Consider the following 16,815-nt stretch of genomic DNA (forward strand, 5'->3'; position numbering starts at 1 on the left):
TCCGTGACCGCGTCCAAGCGCCGATGGTTCGACGACGCGGCCGGCCCGGTGGTCCGGCCGTACGCGGTGAGCCGTGGCCGGACCCGGTCGTACGGGGAGACGCTGGACCTGCTGGCGATCGTCGTCGGCAGGCCGCCGGCGTGGGCGGACCGGCGGTGGCTGGACCCGGAGCACCTGCGGCTCCTCGGCCTCTGCCGGCGGCCGATGACGGTCGCCGACCTCGCCGCCGACGTGGGGCTGCCGCTCGGCGTCGTCCGCGTTCTGCTGGGAGATCTTCGATACTGGGGCCTGATCAACGTGCGGCCTCCCGAGACGCGTTCGTACGCGCACGACGAACGGATACTCAGGACTGTGCTCAATGAGCTATACACACTTTGACACCGGCGCCGCGGTGCAGGACTCGCCGACGGCGATCAAGATCCTCATCGCCGGCGGGTTCGGGGCGGGCAAGACCACGCTGGTCGGCACCGTCAGCGAGATCCGGCCGCTGCGCACCGAGGAGGCCCTCACCGGCGCGGGGGTCGGCGTCGACGACACGTCCGGCGTCGAGGCCAAGGAGACCACGACGGTGGCGATGGACTTCGGTCGCATCACCTTCCGTAACAACGTGGCGCTGTACCTCTTCGGGACTCCGGGGCAGCACCGGTTCTGGTTCATGTGGGACGAGCTCGCGCGGGGAGCGGCCGGCGCGGTGATCATCGCCGACACCCGGCGGCTGGGCGACAGCTTTGCGGCGATCGACTACTTCGAGCAGCGTGGCACGCCGTTCGTCGTGGCCGTCAACTGCTTCGACGGCGCTCCGCGGTATGACGTGCACCGGGTGCGCGCGGCCCTCGACGTCGACCCCGACGTGCCGATCATCCTGTGCGACGTACGGCGCCGGGAGTCGGCCAAGCTGGTCCTCGTGTCCGTCGTCGAGCACGCGCTGCGGCTCGCCGGGCGGCGTATCCCCGCAGGCTGAGCGGGCGCGTCCAGGAGTGGCCATCGATACAAGATCCGTAGCGGTCATGGAACGTTCCAGTGCATAATTCGACCAACATGCTGGTAAAGCGGGAAATTGTTTGATCGATTTCCATGGCCGAGCTGGATTCGGTACTGTTCTACCGTTTTACGCCCCCGCATGCATGATCGCTTGCGCCCCCCGACAGCGACTCATGAAAGGACGCCACTGTGGGTACAGCGGTGCTTCCCCGTGTACTGCCGCTCCGTCTCATGATCGTCGCCATGAGCGCCTCCACGGATGTGGGAATGTGAACATCTTTGTCTGGAGCCCCCTCCTCGTCCTCCTGTCCCTGACGCTGGCGGTTCGGGGACGCCGCCCGTCCGCGGCGCCCGAGCCTGAGCCCGAGCCCGAGCTGAACGGCCATCCCGAGTCGATGACCGCGGTGCTTCCCCCCGGCGACGAGGAATATCTCGCCTGGCTGGCGGATCATTCCTGGCCGAACGACGATTATCTTGATCTGGAACGCCTCTGGCGCGCCGAACTGGAGCCGATCACCGTCGATCATGACGGGCCCGTATGCCCGGGCTGTGAGCGTGCCGGGGATGACGTCTGGCCGTGTCCGAATTGTGGCCTTTTGGTGCATTCGACGTGTGGTCACGGAATGCGCCGGCGGAAGATCTCCAAGCCCTACCGTACCCGGGACATGGACACCGAGTCCGTCGTCGCCGAGTGGGTCTGCCGCCGGTGCGCGTCGATCGTCGGGCTCGACGTCGACCGTGGCGACGAGGAGACCGGGCACGGCCTGCACCAGTGACCCGGCGCCCCCGGCGGCGGTGACCGGCCGCCCTCGGTGATCGGGTGACCCGGCAGCTCACACCGGTGACCGGAGCGCCTTCCGTGCGGTTGCCTGGCGCCGCCCTTCCGTGCCGGTGGCCGGACGCTCCTCCGGCGGCGGTGACCGGGTCCGCGCGGGTGACCCGGCGCCCTCGGGGTGTGGAGCCGGACGTCGTCCGCGCCGGTGGCCGGGCGGGTTCGCGTCGCTGGGCGTTGACGCGCCGGGCCGCCTCTGCTTACGGTCCTCATACCGACCAGTCGGTATGCTGGGCGGGGCACACGGACGGCCGCAGGGCCGTGTTCGCGAGGGGACGGCGATGGACTTCGCATTCGACCAGACCACCATCGAGTACCGCGACCGGCTGCTCGACTTCATGGACTCCCACGTCCACCCCGCCGAGCCCGTGTACGCCGCGCAGGCCGCCGAGCTCGCCGGCACGTGGGCCACTCCGCCGATCATCGAGGACCTGAAAGCCGAGGCACGCAAGCGCGGGCTGTGGAACCTCTTCCTCCCGCACGAGCCGTACGGCGCCGGCCTGAGCAACGTGCAGTACGCTCCGCTCGCCGAGATCATGGGCCGCTCGCCGAAGATCGCCCCGGTCGCCCTCAACTGCGCCGCGCCCGACACCGGCAACATGGAGATCCTCGCCCTGTTCGGCACGCCCGAGCAGAAGGAGCGGTGGCTGGAGCCGCTGCTGGACGGCGCGATCCGCTCGGCCTTCTGCATGACCGAGCCCGCCGTGGCCTCCTCCGACGCCACCAACATCGCGCTGCGCATCGAGCGCGACGGCGACTCGTACGTCCTGAACGGTCGCAAGTGGTGGACGTCCGGCGCGCTCAGCCCGGACTGCCAGATCTTCATCGTGATGGGCGTGACCGACCCGGACGCCCCGCCGTACCGCCGGCAGAGCATGGTGCTGGTGCCCAAGGACACGCCCGGCGTCACCGTCGAGCGCGGCCTGCACGTCTTCGGGTACGACGACGGCACGCACGGAGGCCACGCCGAGGTGTCCTTCGAGGACGTACGGGTGCCGGTGGGCAACATCCTCCTCGGGGAGGGCGAGGGCTTCCGCATCGCGCAGGAACGCCTCGGGCCCGGGCGGATCCACCACTGCATGCGCGCCATCGGCATGGCCGAGCGCGCCCTGCGGCTGATGTGCGAGCGCGCCGTGTCGCGGGTCGCGTTCGGCGGCCCGATCGCCGACCAGGGCGTGGTCCAGGACTGGATCGCCGAGGCGCGGATCCGGATCGAGCAGGCCCGGCTGCTGGTCCTGAAGACCGCGTGGCTGATGGACACCGTCGGCAACAAGGGCGCCCGCGTGGAGATCTCGGCGATCAAGGCGCTGGTGCCGGAGATGGCGAACTGGGTCATCGACCGGGCGATCCAGGCGCACGGCGGTGCGGGCGTCTCGCAGGACTTCCCCCTCGCCGAGCTGTGGGCGGGCGTGCGGACGCTGCACCTGGCGGACGGCCCCGACGAGGTGCACAAGCGGTCGATCGCCCGCCGCGAGCTCGCCGCCTACCGGAGCAGGTGATGACCGCGGCGGGCGAGCGCCCGCTGCCGGAGCGGCTGCTGGCGGTCGCCACCCGGCTGTTCGCCGAGAACGGCTACGAGGGCACCTCCGTCCAGGAGATCGTCCGGGCCGCCGGTGTCACCAAGGGCGCGATGTACCACTACTTCGCGGCCAAGGACGACCTCCTGTACGAGATCTACCACCGGCTGCTGGCCCTGCAGACCGAACGGCTGCGCCGGTTGGCGGGCGGCGCCGGCCCGGCGGAGGAGCGCCTGCGCGCCGCCGCCGTCGACGTGATCGAGACGAGCGTTGCCCACCTGGACGAGCTCACGGTCTTCTTCCGCTCGATGCACCTGCTGCCGGCCGAGAAGCAGAAGGCGGTACGGGCGGAGCGGCGCCGCTACCACGAGTGCTTCCGCGCGCTGGTGGAGGAGGGGCAGCGCGAGGGGACCTTCCGGGCCGGCGTCCCGGCGGACCTGGCGGTCAACTTCTTCTTCGGCGCGGTCCACCAGCTCAGCACGTGGTGGCATCCCGACGGGCCGCTGGACGCCGGGGCGGTGGGCGAGTACTACGTCGGCCTCTTCCTCGACGGGCTGCGAAAGGACGGCGGCCTCGGCGAAGGCTCGGGGTGAGGCGACGGGTCGGCGGGGGACCGCGGCGTCGCGACGGGTCGGCGGGGACGGTGACGGCTCGCCGGGCCGATGAATCTTTCGCCGCCGCTGCGGTAGATGGAGGACATGGAGAAACTGTCATTGGAAGCCCGCGCCCGCGAGCAGTTGGACCGGGCCCTGAGCGACTCGGCCGGCCGCAGCGCCACCACGGTGTACGGAGGGCACGAGCACGTGCTCCGGCAGACGCTCATCGCGCTCAAGGCCGACACGACGATGGACGAGCACGTTGGCCCGGAGGAGGGCACCGTCCAGGTGCTGCAGGGCCGGGTCCGGCTCGTCGCGGGGGACGACGTCTGGGAGGGCCGGACCGGCGATCTGATCTTCGTGCCGAAGGCCCGGCACCGCGTCGAGGCGATCGAGAACTCGACGATCCTGCTCACCGCCGTCAAGCTGCCGACGGCGCCGGAGAACCCCTGAGCGGATCCGGGTGAGCCGGTGGACCCGCATCGGTTCACCCGACACACGCGCGCCGGCACCTCCGGACGTACGGGTCATCCGGACGCACCCGAACCGGCTCACCTGGACCCGGCTGCGCCGGCTCAGCCGGACGTACCCGGCCTCTTGACCGTAACCGTTCACTTACCTGAGCATGGAGGTCGATCCGGAAGGCGGTGGCGTCATGACGACCCGGTCCGGCCCGGCCCCATCGGAGATCGGCCTCTCCTCGCTCGAGTTCTGGGCGTTGCCCGTCGAGGAGCGCGAGGCGGCCTTCGCCGAGCTTCGCGCGCGAGGGCGTCCGGCGTTCTTCCCCGAGGTGCCCGTCCCGTTCGTCCGGCCCGGGAAGGGCTTCTACGCGCTGGTCCGGCACGCGGACGTCAGCGAGGCCAGCCGGCATCCGGACATCTTCAGCAGCGAGCCGAGCGCGACCAGCATCCCGGACTTCCCCGCGTACATGGAGCGGTTCTTCGGCTCACTGATCAACATGGACGACCCCCGGCACTCCAAGATCCGCCGGGTCGTGTCCCGCGCGTTCACGCCGAAGATGCTCGCCAGGACCGAGGAGGACGTCCGGCGGCGCGCCGCGCGGATCGTCGACGAGCTGATCGAGACCGGTCCGGGCGACTTCGTGGCGAAGGTCGCCGTACGCCTGCCGGCCGAGGTCATCTGCGCCATGCTCGGCATCCCCGAGCGGGAGTACCCCCGGGTCGTCGAGCGCACGAACGTCATCCTGGGCAACACCGACCCGGAGTACACCGGGATCACTCCCGGGCGGCTCGGCCGCGCCTCCGCGGCCCGCGCTTTGTTCAAGATCATTTGGGCGGCCCGCGACCTGCACCGCCTCGCCGCCGGGCTCGGCCGGCAACGCGCCCAGAACCCGACCGGCGACCTGACGTCGGCGCTGGTCAGCGCGAACGTCGATGGGGAGCGCCTGACCGCTCGCGAGCTCGGGTCGTTCTTCCTGCTGCTCGCCGTCGCGGGCAACGAGACGACGCGGACCGCCCTGAGCCACGCGCTCAAGCTGTTCACCGACTTCCCCGGCCAGCGGGCGCTGCTGCTGGAGGACTTCGAGGGCCGGATCGGCGGAGCGGTCGAGGAGATCGTGCGCTACTCCACGCCCGTGATCTTCATGCGGCGCAACCTCACCCGCGACCACGAGATGAACGGCCACACCTACCGGGCCGGCGACAAGGTGCTGCTGTTCTACAACTCCGCCAACCGCGACGAGACGGTCTTCGAGCGCCCGGACGTCTTCGACATCACCCGCGACCCGAATCCGCACGTCGGCTTCGGCGGCCCGGGCCCGCACTTCTGCCTCGGCGCGAACCTGGCCCGGCGGGAGATCACCGTGATGCTCCGGGAGCTGTTCACCCGCCTCCCGGACATCCGAGCCGCCGGCGAGCCGGACCGCCTGCTGTCCGGCTTCATCAACGGCTACAAGCGGTTGCCCTGCACCTTCACCGCCCGCTGACCGTGATCAGAAGAGCAGGTCCTCTGCCTGCCGTCCGGACGGGTCCATGATCAGCAGGTCCTCGTGGAGCCCGTCCATGTGCCGGCCGGGACGACCCCCGTCACCGCTCGTCTCGTGTACGGACCAGCCGGGGAGCGAGTCGTCGTCCACATCCAGGTTCGGGACATCGAGGGCGTAGAGGACGGCGAAGGCCGCGTCCAGGGCCGCGCGCCGTGCCAGCGTGATGAGGTCGGCGCGGTCGGCGCCCGAGTCGAGCAGGCGGGCGGCGGCCGGGACGGCGTCGATCGCGCCGGGCCGATCGAAGCCGTTGATCGCCTGCTCCCAGACCTGTCGCAGAAGCAGGAACCGGGCCAGCTGCGGAAGGTCCTCGGCGAGCTCCGAACGCGCCCAGTCCTCCGCGTCCTCCGCGCCGAGTCCGGCGAATCGCTCCGACAGCTCGAGAGCGCGCGTACGTTCGCCGGGGGACAGGTCGGCCAGCCATTCATCCCACATCGGGTACGGAGAGGTCATAGGGGGCAGTATGACGGGCCTTCGTCCCCGACGGCGCCGCAGCACCATGCCGGCCGCCGCGCCATGCTGGCCGCCGCGCCATGTCGGCCGCGTTGCCATGTCGGCCGCGGCGCCCGCCGGCTCAGGGCAGCGCGACGAACCTGGCGAGGAACTCACGGGCCGGGGAGGAGTCCAGGCGGTAGTCGTAGTTCGTCGTCTTGCAGGCGTCGTCGTCCCCGCTGATGGTCGTGGCCACCAGGAGGTCGGTGTTGCCGAGGAAGTTCGGGCCGCCGGAGTCGCCGTAGCAGGTGCCGCCGTCGCCGGAACCCGGGCGGAGCTTCAGCCACCTGTAGGTCAGCTCCTGGTAGGAGATCGACGTCCGGCTGCGGGTGTCGGTGTAGGTGAACTTCATCTTGCGCTTCGCCGTGGACGGGTTCAGCGACCCGTACCCGACCGGCGTGAACTTGGCGTCCTTCAGCGAGCCGTCGGCGCGCATCTGGGACAGCAGGCCCGCGGGCGGCAGGTGAGCGGGCTGGATGCCGGGGATCGGCGAGTCGAAGACCACGACGGCCATGTCGTACCGGTCGGCGTCGGCGTCATAGCGCTCGTCCGGCAGGTACCGGCCGGTGTAGGCGGCGTCCCCCTGCGCGTAGTGGCTCGCGAAGGTCACCCGCGCGGTGCCCTTCTTGCCGTGGCGGCAGTGGGCGGCGGTGAGGAACACCGTCGGCGCGATGAGCGTCCCGGTGCAGTAGGACCAGGTGCCGTCGGGGTACGGCTTGTCGGCGATCAGGGCGCCGACCGACGGATGATCGTTTCCGTCCGGAGATCCATTGGTGATCGCGGAGGCGGGGGCGGCCAGACCGACGATCAAAAACGCAGAAAGAGCAACGGGGGCGGCAAAACGCATGAGGCAGACCTTAAAGGCACATGCCGCCTCTAGTCCAAAGGATCAGGGAAAGATCTACCCACCGCCCCACCTCTGCGACCTGCGAGTATGCCGCCGCCAAATGATCGTAATGGTCTGACGGAAGCGATCCGGGAAAGGCGATCAAGCCCTCCGTTCCGGAGAATGCCGGAGCCCTTCCGGGCTCGTGGGCGCCGTGCTCAGGAAAGGCCGATTCGCCGCGCGGCCCGGTCCCAGGCGGCCTCGTCGCCGCGCGGCCGGTAGACGGTCAGGTCCTGCGTCCGTCGCACCAGCGCGCGCGGGTCGGTGGCGAGCCCGTGCGCGCGGGCCTGCGCCAGCGCGTTGCCGATCGCCGTCGCCTCCACGGGCCCGGCGACGACCGGCAGCCCGCAGGCGTCCGCGGTGAGCTGGCACAGCAGCGTGTTGCGCGCCCCGCCGCCGACGATGTGCACGACCTCCACCTGCTTGCCGGAGAGGCGGGCGGCGTCCCGGAACGCGGCGCGGTGCCCGAGGGCGAGGCTCTCCAGGATGCAGCGGACGATCGCTGCGCGTCCCTCCGGCGCCCGCTGACCGGTTCGCGCGCAGTACTCCGCGATCCGCGCGGGCATGTCTCCCGGAGGGAGGAACGCCTGGTCGCCCGGGTCGACGAGCGCGGCGAACGCCGGCGCGTCCGCCGCCGCGGCCAGCAGGTCGGGCAGCGACGCCTCGGCCCGCCAGGTCCGCAGTGACTCCTGCAGCAGCCACAGCCCCATGACGTTGCGCAGGTAGCGGATCGTGCCGCCGACCCCGACCTCGTTGGTGAACCCGGCGATCCGGCTCTCTTCCGACAGCACCGGCGCGTCGAGCTCGACCCCGGCCAGCGACCAGGTGCCGCAGGACACGTAGCCGAAGCGGTCGTGCTCGGCGGGGACGGCCAGGACGGCGGAGGCGGTGTCGTGCGAGCCGACCGCCGTGACGGTGAGCGACTCCGCCAGCCCGGTCTCGGCCGCGACCTCCGGCCGCAGCGTCCCGATGACGTCGCCCGGCCGGCGCAGCGGCGGGAAGATCTCCCTCGGCAGCCCGAGGCGTTCGATGAGGGCGTGCGCCCAGTCGCCCGCGCGCACGTCGTACAGCCCGGTCGTCGAGGCGTTCGTCAGCTCCGCGCCCGCCTCGCCCGTCAGCCAGTACGCGAGCAGGTCCGGGATCATCAGCAGCGTGCGGGCGGCGTCCGGCAACGGCTCCGACAGCAGCTGGTACACCGTGTTGAACGGCAGGAACTGCAGCCCGCCGACGTCGTAGAGCGTCTGCGCGCCCAGCTCGGCGACCACCTTGTCCATGACCCCGTCGGCGCGGGCGTCCCGATAGTGGACGGGGTTGCCCAGGAGGGTTCCGGCGGAGTCGAGCAGCCCGTAGTCGACGGCCCAGGAGTCCACGCCGATCGACGTGACCCCCTCGGTGGCCCGCAGCCCGTCCAGGACGTTCCCGTACAGGCCGAGCACGTCCCAGTAGAGGGTGCCCGCGGCCCGTACGGGGCGGTTCGGGAAGCGGCGCGCCTCGCGGAGGGTCAGTTCGTCCTCACCCACCCGGGCGACCATCACACGCCCGCTGGAGGCGCCCAGGTCGACGGCGGCGAATGAACCGGTCATGAGACCTCCTTCGTCGGTCTGATGACCAGGGGGCTGTGCTCGCCGATGCCCTCACTTCGTTCGGCCATGCTGCTGCTCCTCAGTCCGTGATCACGATGGTGAGCCGGCGCGGCCCGTGCACGCCCTCGACACGGGACAGCTCGATGTCGCTGGTGGCCGACGGCCCGGAGATGAACGTCAGCGGCCGGTCGGGGGAGAGCCGCTCGACGGCCTCGGGGACGTCCGCGGCGATCCGCGCGGACTCGACCACGACGACGTGATGGTCCGGGACGAGCGTGAGCGCCCGGCGACCCTGGCCCGGGCCGTGGTCGAGGACGACGGTGCCGGTCTCGGCGATGGCGACCGCGCAGCCCGTGATCACACCGTCGAGCGCGTCCAGGTCGGCGATCGAGACCGGCGGGTCGTCCCGTACGACGTCGACCCCGGCCGTCCACGCCTCGGGCAGGCCGTCCGGGGCGACGTAGCGGCCGCGCAGCTCGCCGAGGACGCCGGGCAGGTCCGCGCCGGCCACCCGGCGGACCTCCGCGCGGTAGTCGGCGGCCCGCTCCGCGAACAGCTCGACGACGTCGCCGTCGTGATGACGGCGCAGGTACGGCCGGGGGATCGCGGCGTACGCGGCGGGGTCCGCCTCCGTGTCACCGAGCCGCCGAAGGATCTCCTCACGTGCGTTCAAGAGCGCTTCTCCCACCACTCGCGGAAGGTCTCGGTCGCCGGGACGGGCGCGTCCCGGGTGTCGGTCCAGCGCGTGAGCGGACCCGGCAGCCGGCGGATGCCGCCCCGCCGGCCGAGCATGCGGCCGGCCGTGCCCGCCAGGCGCTGCCCGAAGGCGAGCCGGGTGGGGGAGCGCAGCGTCCAGGCGGCGAACCGCATCGCCGCCTTCTCGGCGCGGCCGTGTACGGCTCGGGACCTCAGGTGCACGAGCACCTCGGGGATGTCGATCGCGACCGGGCAGACCTCGTAGCAGGCGCCGCAGAGCGTCGAGGCGTACGGCAGCGAGTCGTCGACCGGCGAGCCGGCGCCGCGCAGCTGCGGGGACAGGATCGCGCCGATCGGCCCCGGGTACGGCGACCCGTACGCGTGCCCGCCCGCGCGCTGGTAGACGGGACAGACGTTGAGGCAGGCCGAGCAGCGGATGCAGCGCAGCGCCTGCCGGCCGACCTCGTCGTCGCGCGTCGCCGTGCGCCCATTGTCGACCAGGACCAGGTGGAACGTCTGGCCCTCGGTGGCGCCCGACCAGACCGAGGTGTAGGGGTTCATCCGCTCGGCGGTCGACGAGCGCGGCAGCAGCTGGAGGAACACCTCCAGGTCCTGCCAGGAGGGCACGACCTTCTCGATGCCCATCACCGAGATCAGCGTCTCGGGGAGCGTCAGGCACATCCGGCCGTTGCCCTCGGACTCGACCACGACGAGGGATCCGGTCTCGGCGACCGCGAAGTTCACCCCGGACACGGCGACCTTCGCCTTCAGGAAGCGCTCGCGCAGGTGCTCGCGGGCGGCCTCGGCCAGCCGGGCCGGCTCGTCGGTCAGGTCGTCGGGCGCGCCGGGCATCTCCCGGCGGAAGATGTCCCGGATCTCCGCGCGGCCCCGGTGGATCGCCGGGACCAGGATGTGCGAGGGACGGTCGTGGCCGAGCTGGACGATGAGCTCGGCCAGGTCCGTCTCGTGCGCGCGGATGCCCTCGGCGGCGAGCGCCTCGTTCAGGCCGATCTCCTGGGTGGCCATCGACTTGACCTTCACGACGTCGGTCTCACCGGTGGCCTTGATGAGGTCGGCGACGACGCGGTTCGCCTCGGCGGCGTCCCGCGCCCAGTGCACGATGCCGCCTCGCGCCGTCACCTGCTCCTCCAGGAGGCGCAGGTAGTGGCCGAGGTGCTCGATCGTGTGGTCCTTGATCCGCTTCGCCGTCTCGCGCAGCTCCGCCCAGTCGGCCAGCTCGCTCACGGCGGCGGCCCGCTTGGCGCGGATCGTGGTGGTGGCGTGCGTCAGGTTCCGGCGCAGCCGCGTGTCGCGCACGGCGTCGCGCGCGGCCTCCGGGAAGGCGGGCATCCCGACGTACGTCGGCATGCGCGCGGCCCCGGCCGCCCGCTGGTCAGTGGACATAGGGTGTTCGCCGATCCGCTCGTTCAATCGGTGGCCGCGAGGATCTCGGCCAGGTGCAGGGTCCGTACGCCCGTGCGCAGCCGGGACAGCAGGCCGCCGATGTGGGCGAGGCAGGAGTTGTCGGCCGCGCAGACGACCTCGGCGCCGGTCTGGCGGACGCGGGCGACCTTGTCGGCGCCCATCGCGGTCGACACGTCCGGATTCTTCAGCGCGAACGTGCCGCCGAAGCCGCAGCACTCCGCCGCGTCGGGCAGCTCCACGAGGTCGATGCCGCGCACGGCGCGCAGCAGCCGCAACGGCCGGTCGCCCACGCCGAGGGCGCGCAGGGAGTGGCAGGTCGGGTGGTAGGTGACGCGGTGGGGGAAGTACGCGCCGACGTCCTCCACGCCGAGTACGTCGATGAGGAGCTCGGTCAGCTCGTAGACCCGCGACCCGGTCGACCCGGCCTTCTTGACCAGGGCCTCGTCGCCGATCGTGCGGGCCACCCGCGGGTGGTTCTCCCTGATCATGCCCGCGCAGGACGCCGACGGGACGACGATCGCGTCGAACGATTGGAACGTTTTAACGAAATCTCTGACGAGCGGTCCGCACTCCCGGTCGTACCCGGTGTTGTAGTGCATCTGGCCGCAGCAGGTCTGCGCGGTCGGAAAGACGACCTCGTGCCCGAGGCGCTCCAGAAGAGTCACGACCGCCTTGCCGGTGCCCGGGTAGAGCGTGTCGTTGAAACAGGTGACGAACAGGGCGATACGCATGTCAGCGGCTCGATTCGCGGATGACCAGCTCGGGGTGGAACATGATCTGCTGGTGGGCGTGGCCGCTCGGGTCGTCGCACTCTTCGAGGAGGAGCTCGGTGGCGATCTTGCCGAGCTGGTAGGTCGGCTGGCGGATCGAGCTCAGCGGCACCGCCGCCGCGGAGGAGAACTCGATGTCGTCGTAGCCGATGAGGGCGACGTCGTCCGGCACCCGGACCCCCGCCTGGGCCAGCGCGCGCAGCACGCCGAGCGCCAGCAGATCGTTCGCGCAGAAGATGGCGTCGGGAAGGCCGCCGGCCAGGAGCTTCTCGGCGGCGAGCGCGCCGCCGCCGGCGTTCATCTCCGGGACCACGACGTCCTCCAGGACACGGGCGGGCAGCCCCGCCGTGCGCAGGGCCCGGCGTGCGCCCTTGCGCCGCTCCGCGCACTGCCGGATCCCGAGCGGACCGGTGACGTACGCGAGGCGCTCGGCGCCCCGGTCGAGGAGATGGGTCACGGCGAGGTCCCCGCCGGCGACGTCGTCGACCGACACCGAGCACACGTCCCCGGCCGCGGAGTGATCGACCAGGACGACGGCGATGCCGCGTTCGCGCAGGTCCTCCAGGTGGGACAGGTCCTCGTCGGCCGGCGTGATCAGGACGCCGCGGACCCGCTGCTCGGCCAGGACGCGCAGGTTGCGCGCCTCGCGGCCCGGGGACTCGCCGGAGTTGCAGAGGATCACCGCGTGGTCCCGGTCGCTGACGACGTCCTCGACGCCGCGCGCGACCTCGACGAAGAACGGGTTGCCCACGTCGAGCACCACCAGGCCGATGGCCCGGCTCTGCCCGGCCCGCAGCGTCGCGGCCGAACCGTTGCGGACGAAGCCCAGCTCGCGGATCGCCTGCTGGACCCGGGCCCGCGTCGTGGCCGCGACGCGTTCCGGCCGGTTCAGAACGTTCGAGACCGTGCCCGGCGACACGCCCGCGCGCTGCGCGACGTCCTTGATGCCCACGGTGCTCACGCCTCGCTCACCCTTCTCACTCGCTCCGCGGACGGCCTCGTGCCTCGGCCGGTCGCTCCGCTCGCTCGGCGGGTTCGCTCGGTGCTCACGCATACCTCTTTCAGCCTGTGATGGCGTTCACTGTGACGGCAGTATTAAAACGTGTCAACAGGTTCGGTGATGATCTTTGTCGCGATCCGGCGGTGACCTGGTCGTTATCTCGGTGATATATGTGCAGGTCAGACTGCGTGCAAGCCGCTGCTGGCCAGGTCCGGTCGAAAATCGACTCTTGACGTGTCCGGGCGCACAGACCTAGCGTCCTCGGTCAATCACGTTAAAACGTTTTTATTCCGTTCACACGGAGGAAACATGAGCGAGTCGCCTCCGATCCTCGCCCTGAAGGACGTCTGCAAGGCGTTCGGCGCGGTGCGGGCTCTGCAGGACGTCTCCCTGGAGCTATGGGGCGGAGAGATCCACGCGCTCGCCGGCGAGAACGGGGCGGGCAAGTCCACCCTCGTGAAGACCCTGGCGGGCGTGCACCGCCCGGATGAGGGCCAGGTGCTGCTGGACGGCCGCCCCGTCGAGTTCCACGGTCCCGGTGACGCCCAGCAGGCCGGCGTCGCGGTGATCTATCAGGAGCCCACCCTGTTCCCCGACCTGTCGGTCGCGGAGAACATCTTCATGGGCCGCCAGCCGCGCTCGAAGTTCGGCCGTATCGACCGCGGCGCCCTGCGGGCCGAGACGGCGAAGCTGTTCGAACGGCTGGGCGTGGCCCTCGACCCCGACCGGCCCGCGCGCGGCCTGTCCATCGCGGACCAGCAGATCGTGGAGATCGCCAAGGCGATCTCGCGGGACGCGCGGGTCCTCATCATGGACGAGCCGACGGCGGCGCTGTCCGGCAACGAGGTCGCGCGCCTGTTCACCGTCGCCCGCACGCTGCAGGACCAGGGGTGCGCGCTGCTGTTCATCTCGCACCGGCTGGAGGAGATCTTCGACCTGTGCCAGCGGGTGACGACGCTGCGCGACGGCCGCTACATCTCCACCGAGCTCCTCGACGGTCTCACCGCCGACGACCTCGTCCAGCGGATGGTCGGCCGGGAGCTCGACACGCTGTACCCGAAGCAGGAGACCACGATCGGCGCGCCGGTGCTGAAGGTCTCCCGGCTGACCCGCGAGGGCGTCTTCACGGACGTGTCCTTCGAGGTGCGCTCCGGGGAGATCGTCGCGCTGGCCGGTCTGGTCGGCGCGGGACGCAGCGAGGTGGCCCGCGCGATCTTCGGCATCGACCGCTACGACGCCGGGTCGGTCGAGGTCGGCACGGTCGAACTGTCGGGCGGCAGCCCGACCACCGCGATGTCGGCCGGACTCGCCCTGGTGCCCGAGGACCGGCGTCAGCAGGGCCTGGTGATGGAGGGCTCGATCGAGCGCAACATCGGCCTGACCCAGTTGCGCTCCCTGCGCCGCGGCCCGGTCATCTCCCGCAAGGTCGAGCGCGACCGCGCGGCGGACTGGGCCATCCGGCTGCAGTTGAAGTACGGCCGCCTCAGCGACGTCGTCGGCGTGCTGTCCGGCGGCAACCAGCAGAAGGTCGTCCTCGCCAAGTGGCTGTCCACCGAGCCGTCGGTGCTGATCATCGATGAGCCGACGCGCGGCATCGACGTCGGCACCAAGTCCGAGGTGCACCGGCTGCTGTCCGAGCTGGCCGGCCAGGGCCTCGCGGTCCTGATGATCTCCTCGGACCTGCCCGAGGTGCTCGGCATGGCCGACCGCGTGCTGGTCATGCACGAGGGCCGGCTCACCGCCGAGATCCCGCGCGACGAGGCGACCGAGGAGACGGTCATGGCCGCCGCGACCGGCCAGACCCGACAGGAGGACGTGAGCGGGCGCGCGTCGTCTGGACAGAGGAGCGCAGGGAGCGAAGCGACCGAAGTGACGAAGGAAGACGGCGCGTTGGGCGCCCGCGAACCGCGCTCGCGCCAGCGAGCGCAAGGAGGTAGGGCGTAATGGCAGCGATCACTGCCGATACCGGCGGGCGCCGGTTCGTCGACACCGTCCTACGCGCGCGGGAGCTGAGCATCCTCGCGGCGCTGATCGTCCTCGTGGCCGTGACGACGGCGGTGAACTCCTCGTTCCTGTCCACTCAGGGCGTCAAGGACATCTTCCTCAACGCGTCGATCCTGGCGCTGCTGGCCGTCGGCCAGACGATGGTCGTGGTCACCCGCAACATCGACCTGTCGGTCGGGTCGGTGGTCGGGCTGGTGGCCTTCGCCTCCGGCAAGTTCGTCGCCGGGCACGACCGCAACGTCCTGCTCGTGCTCGTCGTCGGGATGCTGATCGGCGCGGTCTGCGGCCTGGTCAACGGCGTCCTCGTCAGCTTCTTCAAGGTCCCGGCGCTGGTCGTGACGCTCGGCACGCTGTACGTCATCCAGGGGCTGGACTACTACTGGGCGCACGGCCAGCAGATCAACGCCGCCGACGTGCCCGCGTCACTGCTCGACCTCGGCAACGGCAGCGTGCTCGGCATCCCGTACCTGCCGCTCATCACCGTGGTCGTGATGGTCGCGGTCGGGTACTACCTGCGGGCCTATCCGTCGGGCCGGGAGTTCTACGCCATCGGCTCGAACCCGGACGCCGCCCGGCTCGCCGGCATCGCGATCCGCAAGCGCATCCTCACGGCCTACGTCGTCAGCGGCGTCCTCGCCGGGCTGGCCGGCGTGCTGTGGCTGGCCCGCTTCGGCACCGTCGTGGCCGACGCCGCGCACGGCTGGGAGCTGAAGGTCGTCTCCGCCGTCGTCGTCGGCGGCGTGGCGATCGTCGGTGGTCTCGGCAGCGTGTACGGCGCCGCGCTCGGCGCGCTGCTGCTGACCACCATCGGCAGCGTCCTGGTGGTGCTGAAGGTGAACTCCTTCTGGCAGGACGCCATCGCCGGTGCCCTGCTGCTCCTCGCGATCAGCGTGGACCGCCTGCTCGCCCTGCGCGTCACCCGCGCCCTGCGAAAGAGGAATGCCCGCCATGGCGCCTGAAGCCCCCGCGAAGGCCTCCGCCGTGCGACCGCGCGTCGAGGCTCCCCGCCCGCTGACCCGGTTCGTCCGCTGGGACGTCATCGTCACCGCCCTGCTCATCGTCGTGTTCCTCGGCGGCGCGTTCGGCACCTCGGACTTCGCCACGAGCGACAACCTGTCCTTCGCGCTGGACGACCTGAGCGAGATCGCGCTGATCGCGCTGCCGATGACCCTGCTGGTCGTGGCCGCCGAGGTGGACCTGTCCGTCGCGTCGATCCTCGGCCTGTGCAGCGCGCTGTTCGGCGCGCTCTGGGACGCCGGCTGGGCGATCCAGATGATCATCCCGTTCATCCTGGTCGTCGGCGTCGTCGCCGGGCTGATCAACGGGCTGCTCGTCACCCGGCTCGGCCTGCCCTCGCTGGCCGTCACGATCGGCACCATGACCCTCTACCGAGGGCTGGCCTACGTCGTGCTGGGCACCAAGGCGGTCGCGGAGTTCCCGCAGAACTACGCCGACCTGGCCACCAAGACGGTGCCCGGCACCCCGATCCCGTACCCCTTCGCGCTGTTCATCCTGCTCGCCATCGTGACCGCGATCGTCCTGCACGCCACCGGGCTGGGCCGTTCGCTGTTCGCGATCGGCGCCCAGGAGGAGGCCGCGTTCTTCGCCGGGATCCGGGTCAAGCGCATCAAGCTGCTGCTGTTCGTGGTCTCCGGGCTCGTGTCCGCCTTCGCCGGCGCGGTCTACACGCTCCGGTACGGCAGCGCCCGTGCCGACAACGGCCTCGGCCTGGAGCTCGCCGTCATCGCGTCGGTGCTGCTCGGCGGCGTCGACTTCGACGGCGGCAAGGGCACGCTCGGCGGCGTGATCGCCGGCGTGCTGCTCATCGGCCTGCTCCGCAACCTGCTCATGCTCCGTGACGTCGCGACCGAGATCCAGTCGATCGTCACCGGCCTCCTCCTCATCGTCTCCGTGCTCACGCCGCGGATCGCGGCCCTGGTGCGGCAGGCGCGACGACATCCCCGCGGCGCCACCCCGTCCGCCTCGTCCTGAAGCCCCCGCGGCACCCCCGTACTCCTCTCTCACCCCCAG

General features: G+C 71.1%; 17 protein-coding genes. 10 read left to right on the forward strand and 7 right to left on the reverse strand.

Features of this window, described 5'->3' with window-relative positions; genetic code table 11:
• Window positions 1–3 precede the first annotated feature (3 nt).
• From NDW01_RS03575 to NDW01_RS03605, 7 genes are all read left to right on the forward strand, one after another.
• Complete coding sequence (locus NDW01_RS03575; RefSeq protein ID WP_252816512.1) at window positions 4–378, forward strand: DUF742 domain-containing protein; 375 nt, start codon at window positions 4–6, stop codon at window positions 376–378.
• The gene (locus NDW01_RS03580) at window positions 359–961 is read left to right on the forward strand and encodes a GTP-binding protein (protein WP_252816514.1); all 603 of its coding nucleotides are present in this window, start codon (window positions 359–361) and stop codon (window positions 959–961) included. The genes NDW01_RS03575 and NDW01_RS03580 overlap by 20 nt, the downstream gene beginning before the upstream one ends.
• A 415-nt stretch (window positions 962–1,376) precedes the next feature.
• Window positions 1,377–1,757: a hypothetical protein gene (locus tag NDW01_RS03585; protein ID WP_252816516.1), complete on the forward strand. Its 381-nt coding sequence runs from the start codon at window positions 1,377–1,379 to the stop codon at window positions 1,755–1,757.
• 337 nt (window positions 1,758–2,094) lie between these two features.
• Window positions 2,095–3,312, forward strand: a complete 1,218-nt coding sequence (locus tag NDW01_RS03590; RefSeq protein WP_252816518.1) for an acyl-CoA dehydrogenase family protein — start codon at window positions 2,095–2,097, stop codon at window positions 3,310–3,312.
• Window positions 3,312–3,923 carry a TetR/AcrR family transcriptional regulator gene (locus NDW01_RS03595; RefSeq protein ID WP_252816520.1) on the forward strand — a complete coding sequence of 204 codons (612 nt, stop codon included), beginning with the start codon at window positions 3,312–3,314 and terminating at the stop codon, window positions 3,921–3,923. Before NDW01_RS03590 ends, NDW01_RS03595 begins: the two co-directional genes overlap by 1 nt.
• A 105-nt stretch (window positions 3,924–4,028) precedes the next feature.
• Complete coding sequence (locus NDW01_RS03600; protein ID WP_252816522.1) at window positions 4,029–4,379, forward strand: cupin domain-containing protein; 351 nt, start codon at window positions 4,029–4,031, stop codon at window positions 4,377–4,379.
• A gap of 202 nt (window positions 4,380–4,581) precedes the next feature.
• Entirely contained in the window at window positions 4,582–5,871 is a 1,290-nt protein-coding gene (locus NDW01_RS03605) for a cytochrome P450 (protein ID WP_252816524.1), read from the forward strand.
• 6 nt (window positions 5,872–5,877) lie between these two features.
• On the opposite strand, the gene NDW01_RS03610 is transcribed toward NDW01_RS03605, so the two are convergent.
• From NDW01_RS03610 to NDW01_RS03640, 7 genes are all read right to left on the reverse strand, one after another.
• Window positions 5,878–6,381 (reverse strand): hypothetical protein, encoded by a 504-nt coding sequence (locus NDW01_RS03610; RefSeq protein ID WP_252816526.1) that lies wholly within the window; start codon window positions 6,379–6,381, stop codon window positions 5,878–5,880.
• A gap of 121 nt (window positions 6,382–6,502) precedes the next feature.
• Window positions 6,503–7,267: a S1 family peptidase gene (locus NDW01_RS03615; RefSeq protein ID WP_252816528.1), complete on the reverse strand. Its 765-nt coding sequence runs from the start codon at window positions 7,265–7,267 to the stop codon at window positions 6,503–6,505.
• Window positions 7,268–7,464: 197 nt separating this feature from the next.
• A complete protein-coding gene (locus NDW01_RS03620; protein WP_252816530.1) occupies window positions 7,465–8,889 on the reverse strand; it encodes a rhamnulokinase in 1,425 nt (474 codons plus the stop codon).
• Between the two features lie 79 nt (window positions 8,890–8,968).
• Complete coding sequence (locus NDW01_RS03625; RefSeq protein WP_252816532.1) at window positions 8,969–9,562, reverse strand: LutC/YkgG family protein; 594 nt, start codon at window positions 9,560–9,562, stop codon at window positions 8,969–8,971.
• Entirely contained in the window at window positions 9,559–10,989 is a 1,431-nt protein-coding gene (locus NDW01_RS03630) for a lactate utilization protein B (protein ID WP_252816533.1), read from the reverse strand. The genes NDW01_RS03625 and NDW01_RS03630 overlap by 4 nt, the downstream gene beginning before the upstream one ends.
• Before the next feature lie 23 nt (window positions 10,990–11,012).
• A complete protein-coding gene (locus tag NDW01_RS03635; RefSeq protein WP_252816535.1) occupies window positions 11,013–11,741 on the reverse strand; it encodes a (Fe-S)-binding protein in 729 nt (242 codons plus the stop codon).
• Between the two features lies 1 nt (window position 11,742).
• Complete coding sequence (locus NDW01_RS03640; RefSeq protein WP_252816537.1) at window positions 11,743–12,741, reverse strand: LacI family DNA-binding transcriptional regulator; 999 nt, start codon at window positions 12,739–12,741, stop codon at window positions 11,743–11,745.
• A gap of 348 nt (window positions 12,742–13,089) precedes the next feature.
• Here NDW01_RS03640 and NDW01_RS03645 point away from each other — a divergent pair, with 348 nt between their 5' ends.
• The 3 genes from NDW01_RS03645 to NDW01_RS03655 are packed head-to-tail and all read left to right on the forward strand — an operon-like array spanning window position 13,090 to window position 16,776.
• Complete coding sequence (locus NDW01_RS03645) at window positions 13,090–14,724, forward strand: sugar ABC transporter ATP-binding protein (RefSeq protein WP_252816538.1); 1,635 nt, start codon at window positions 13,090–13,092, stop codon at window positions 14,722–14,724.
• Complete coding sequence (locus NDW01_RS03650) at window positions 14,724–15,743, forward strand: ABC transporter permease (protein ID WP_252816540.1); 1,020 nt, start codon at window positions 14,724–14,726, stop codon at window positions 15,741–15,743. Before NDW01_RS03645 ends, NDW01_RS03650 begins: the two co-directional genes overlap by 1 nt.
• On the forward strand, window positions 15,733–16,776 hold the full coding sequence (locus NDW01_RS03655) for an ABC transporter permease (RefSeq protein ID WP_252783725.1): 1,044 nt from the start codon (window positions 15,733–15,735) through the stop codon (window positions 16,774–16,776). The genes NDW01_RS03650 and NDW01_RS03655 overlap by 11 nt, the downstream gene beginning before the upstream one ends.
• Window positions 16,777–16,815 lie beyond the last annotated feature (39 nt).

Origin of the sequence: Actinoallomurus soli, assembly GCF_024055715.1 — a bacterium.
GTDB classification, from domain to species: domain Bacteria; phylum Actinomycetota; class Actinomycetes; order Streptosporangiales; family Streptosporangiaceae; genus Actinoallomurus; species Actinoallomurus soli.

Excerpts from the sequence above, each read along its gene's own strand:
- NDW01_RS03580 (WP_252816514.1), top strand. The coding sequence starts at position 359 with ATGAGCTATACACACTTTGACACCGGCGCCGCGGTGCAGGACTCGCCG.
- NDW01_RS03585 (WP_252816516.1), top strand. The coding sequence starts at position 1,377 with ATGACCGCGGTGCTTCCCCCCGGCGACGAGGAATATCTCGCCTGGCTG.
- NDW01_RS03590 (WP_252816518.1), top strand. The coding sequence starts at position 2,095 with ATGGACTTCGCATTCGACCAGACCACCATCGAGTACCGCGACCGGCTG.
- NDW01_RS03595 (WP_252816520.1), top strand. The coding sequence starts at position 3,312 with ATGACCGCGGCGGGCGAGCGCCCGCTGCCGGAGCGGCTGCTGGCGGTC.
- NDW01_RS03600 (WP_252816522.1), top strand. The coding sequence starts at position 4,029 with ATGGAGAAACTGTCATTGGAAGCCCGCGCCCGCGAGCAGTTGGACCGG.
- NDW01_RS03605 (WP_252816524.1), top strand. The coding sequence starts at position 4,582 with ATGACGACCCGGTCCGGCCCGGCCCCATCGGAGATCGGCCTCTCCTCG.
- NDW01_RS03610 (WP_252816526.1), bottom strand. The coding sequence starts at position 6,381 with ATGACCTCTCCGTACCCGATGTGGGATGAATGGCTGGCCGACCTGTCC.
- NDW01_RS03615 (WP_252816528.1), bottom strand. The coding sequence starts at position 7,267 with ATGCGTTTTGCCGCCCCCGTTGCTCTTTCTGCGTTTTTGATCGTCGGT.
- NDW01_RS03620 (WP_252816530.1), bottom strand. The coding sequence starts at position 8,889 with ATGACCGGTTCATTCGCCGCCGTCGACCTGGGCGCCTCCAGCGGGCGT.
- NDW01_RS03630 (WP_252816533.1), bottom strand. The coding sequence starts at position 10,989 with ATGTCCACTGACCAGCGGGCGGCCGGGGCCGCGCGCATGCCGACGTAC.
- NDW01_RS03635 (WP_252816535.1), bottom strand. The coding sequence starts at position 11,741 with ATGCGTATCGCCCTGTTCGTCACCTGTTTCAACGACACGCTCTACCCG.
- NDW01_RS03645 (WP_252816538.1), top strand. The coding sequence starts at position 13,090 with ATGAGCGAGTCGCCTCCGATCCTCGCCCTGAAGGACGTCTGCAAGGCG.
- NDW01_RS03650 (WP_252816540.1), top strand. The coding sequence starts at position 14,724 with ATGGCAGCGATCACTGCCGATACCGGCGGGCGCCGGTTCGTCGACACC.
- NDW01_RS03655 (WP_252783725.1), top strand. The coding sequence starts at position 15,733 with ATGGCGCCTGAAGCCCCCGCGAAGGCCTCCGCCGTGCGACCGCGCGTC.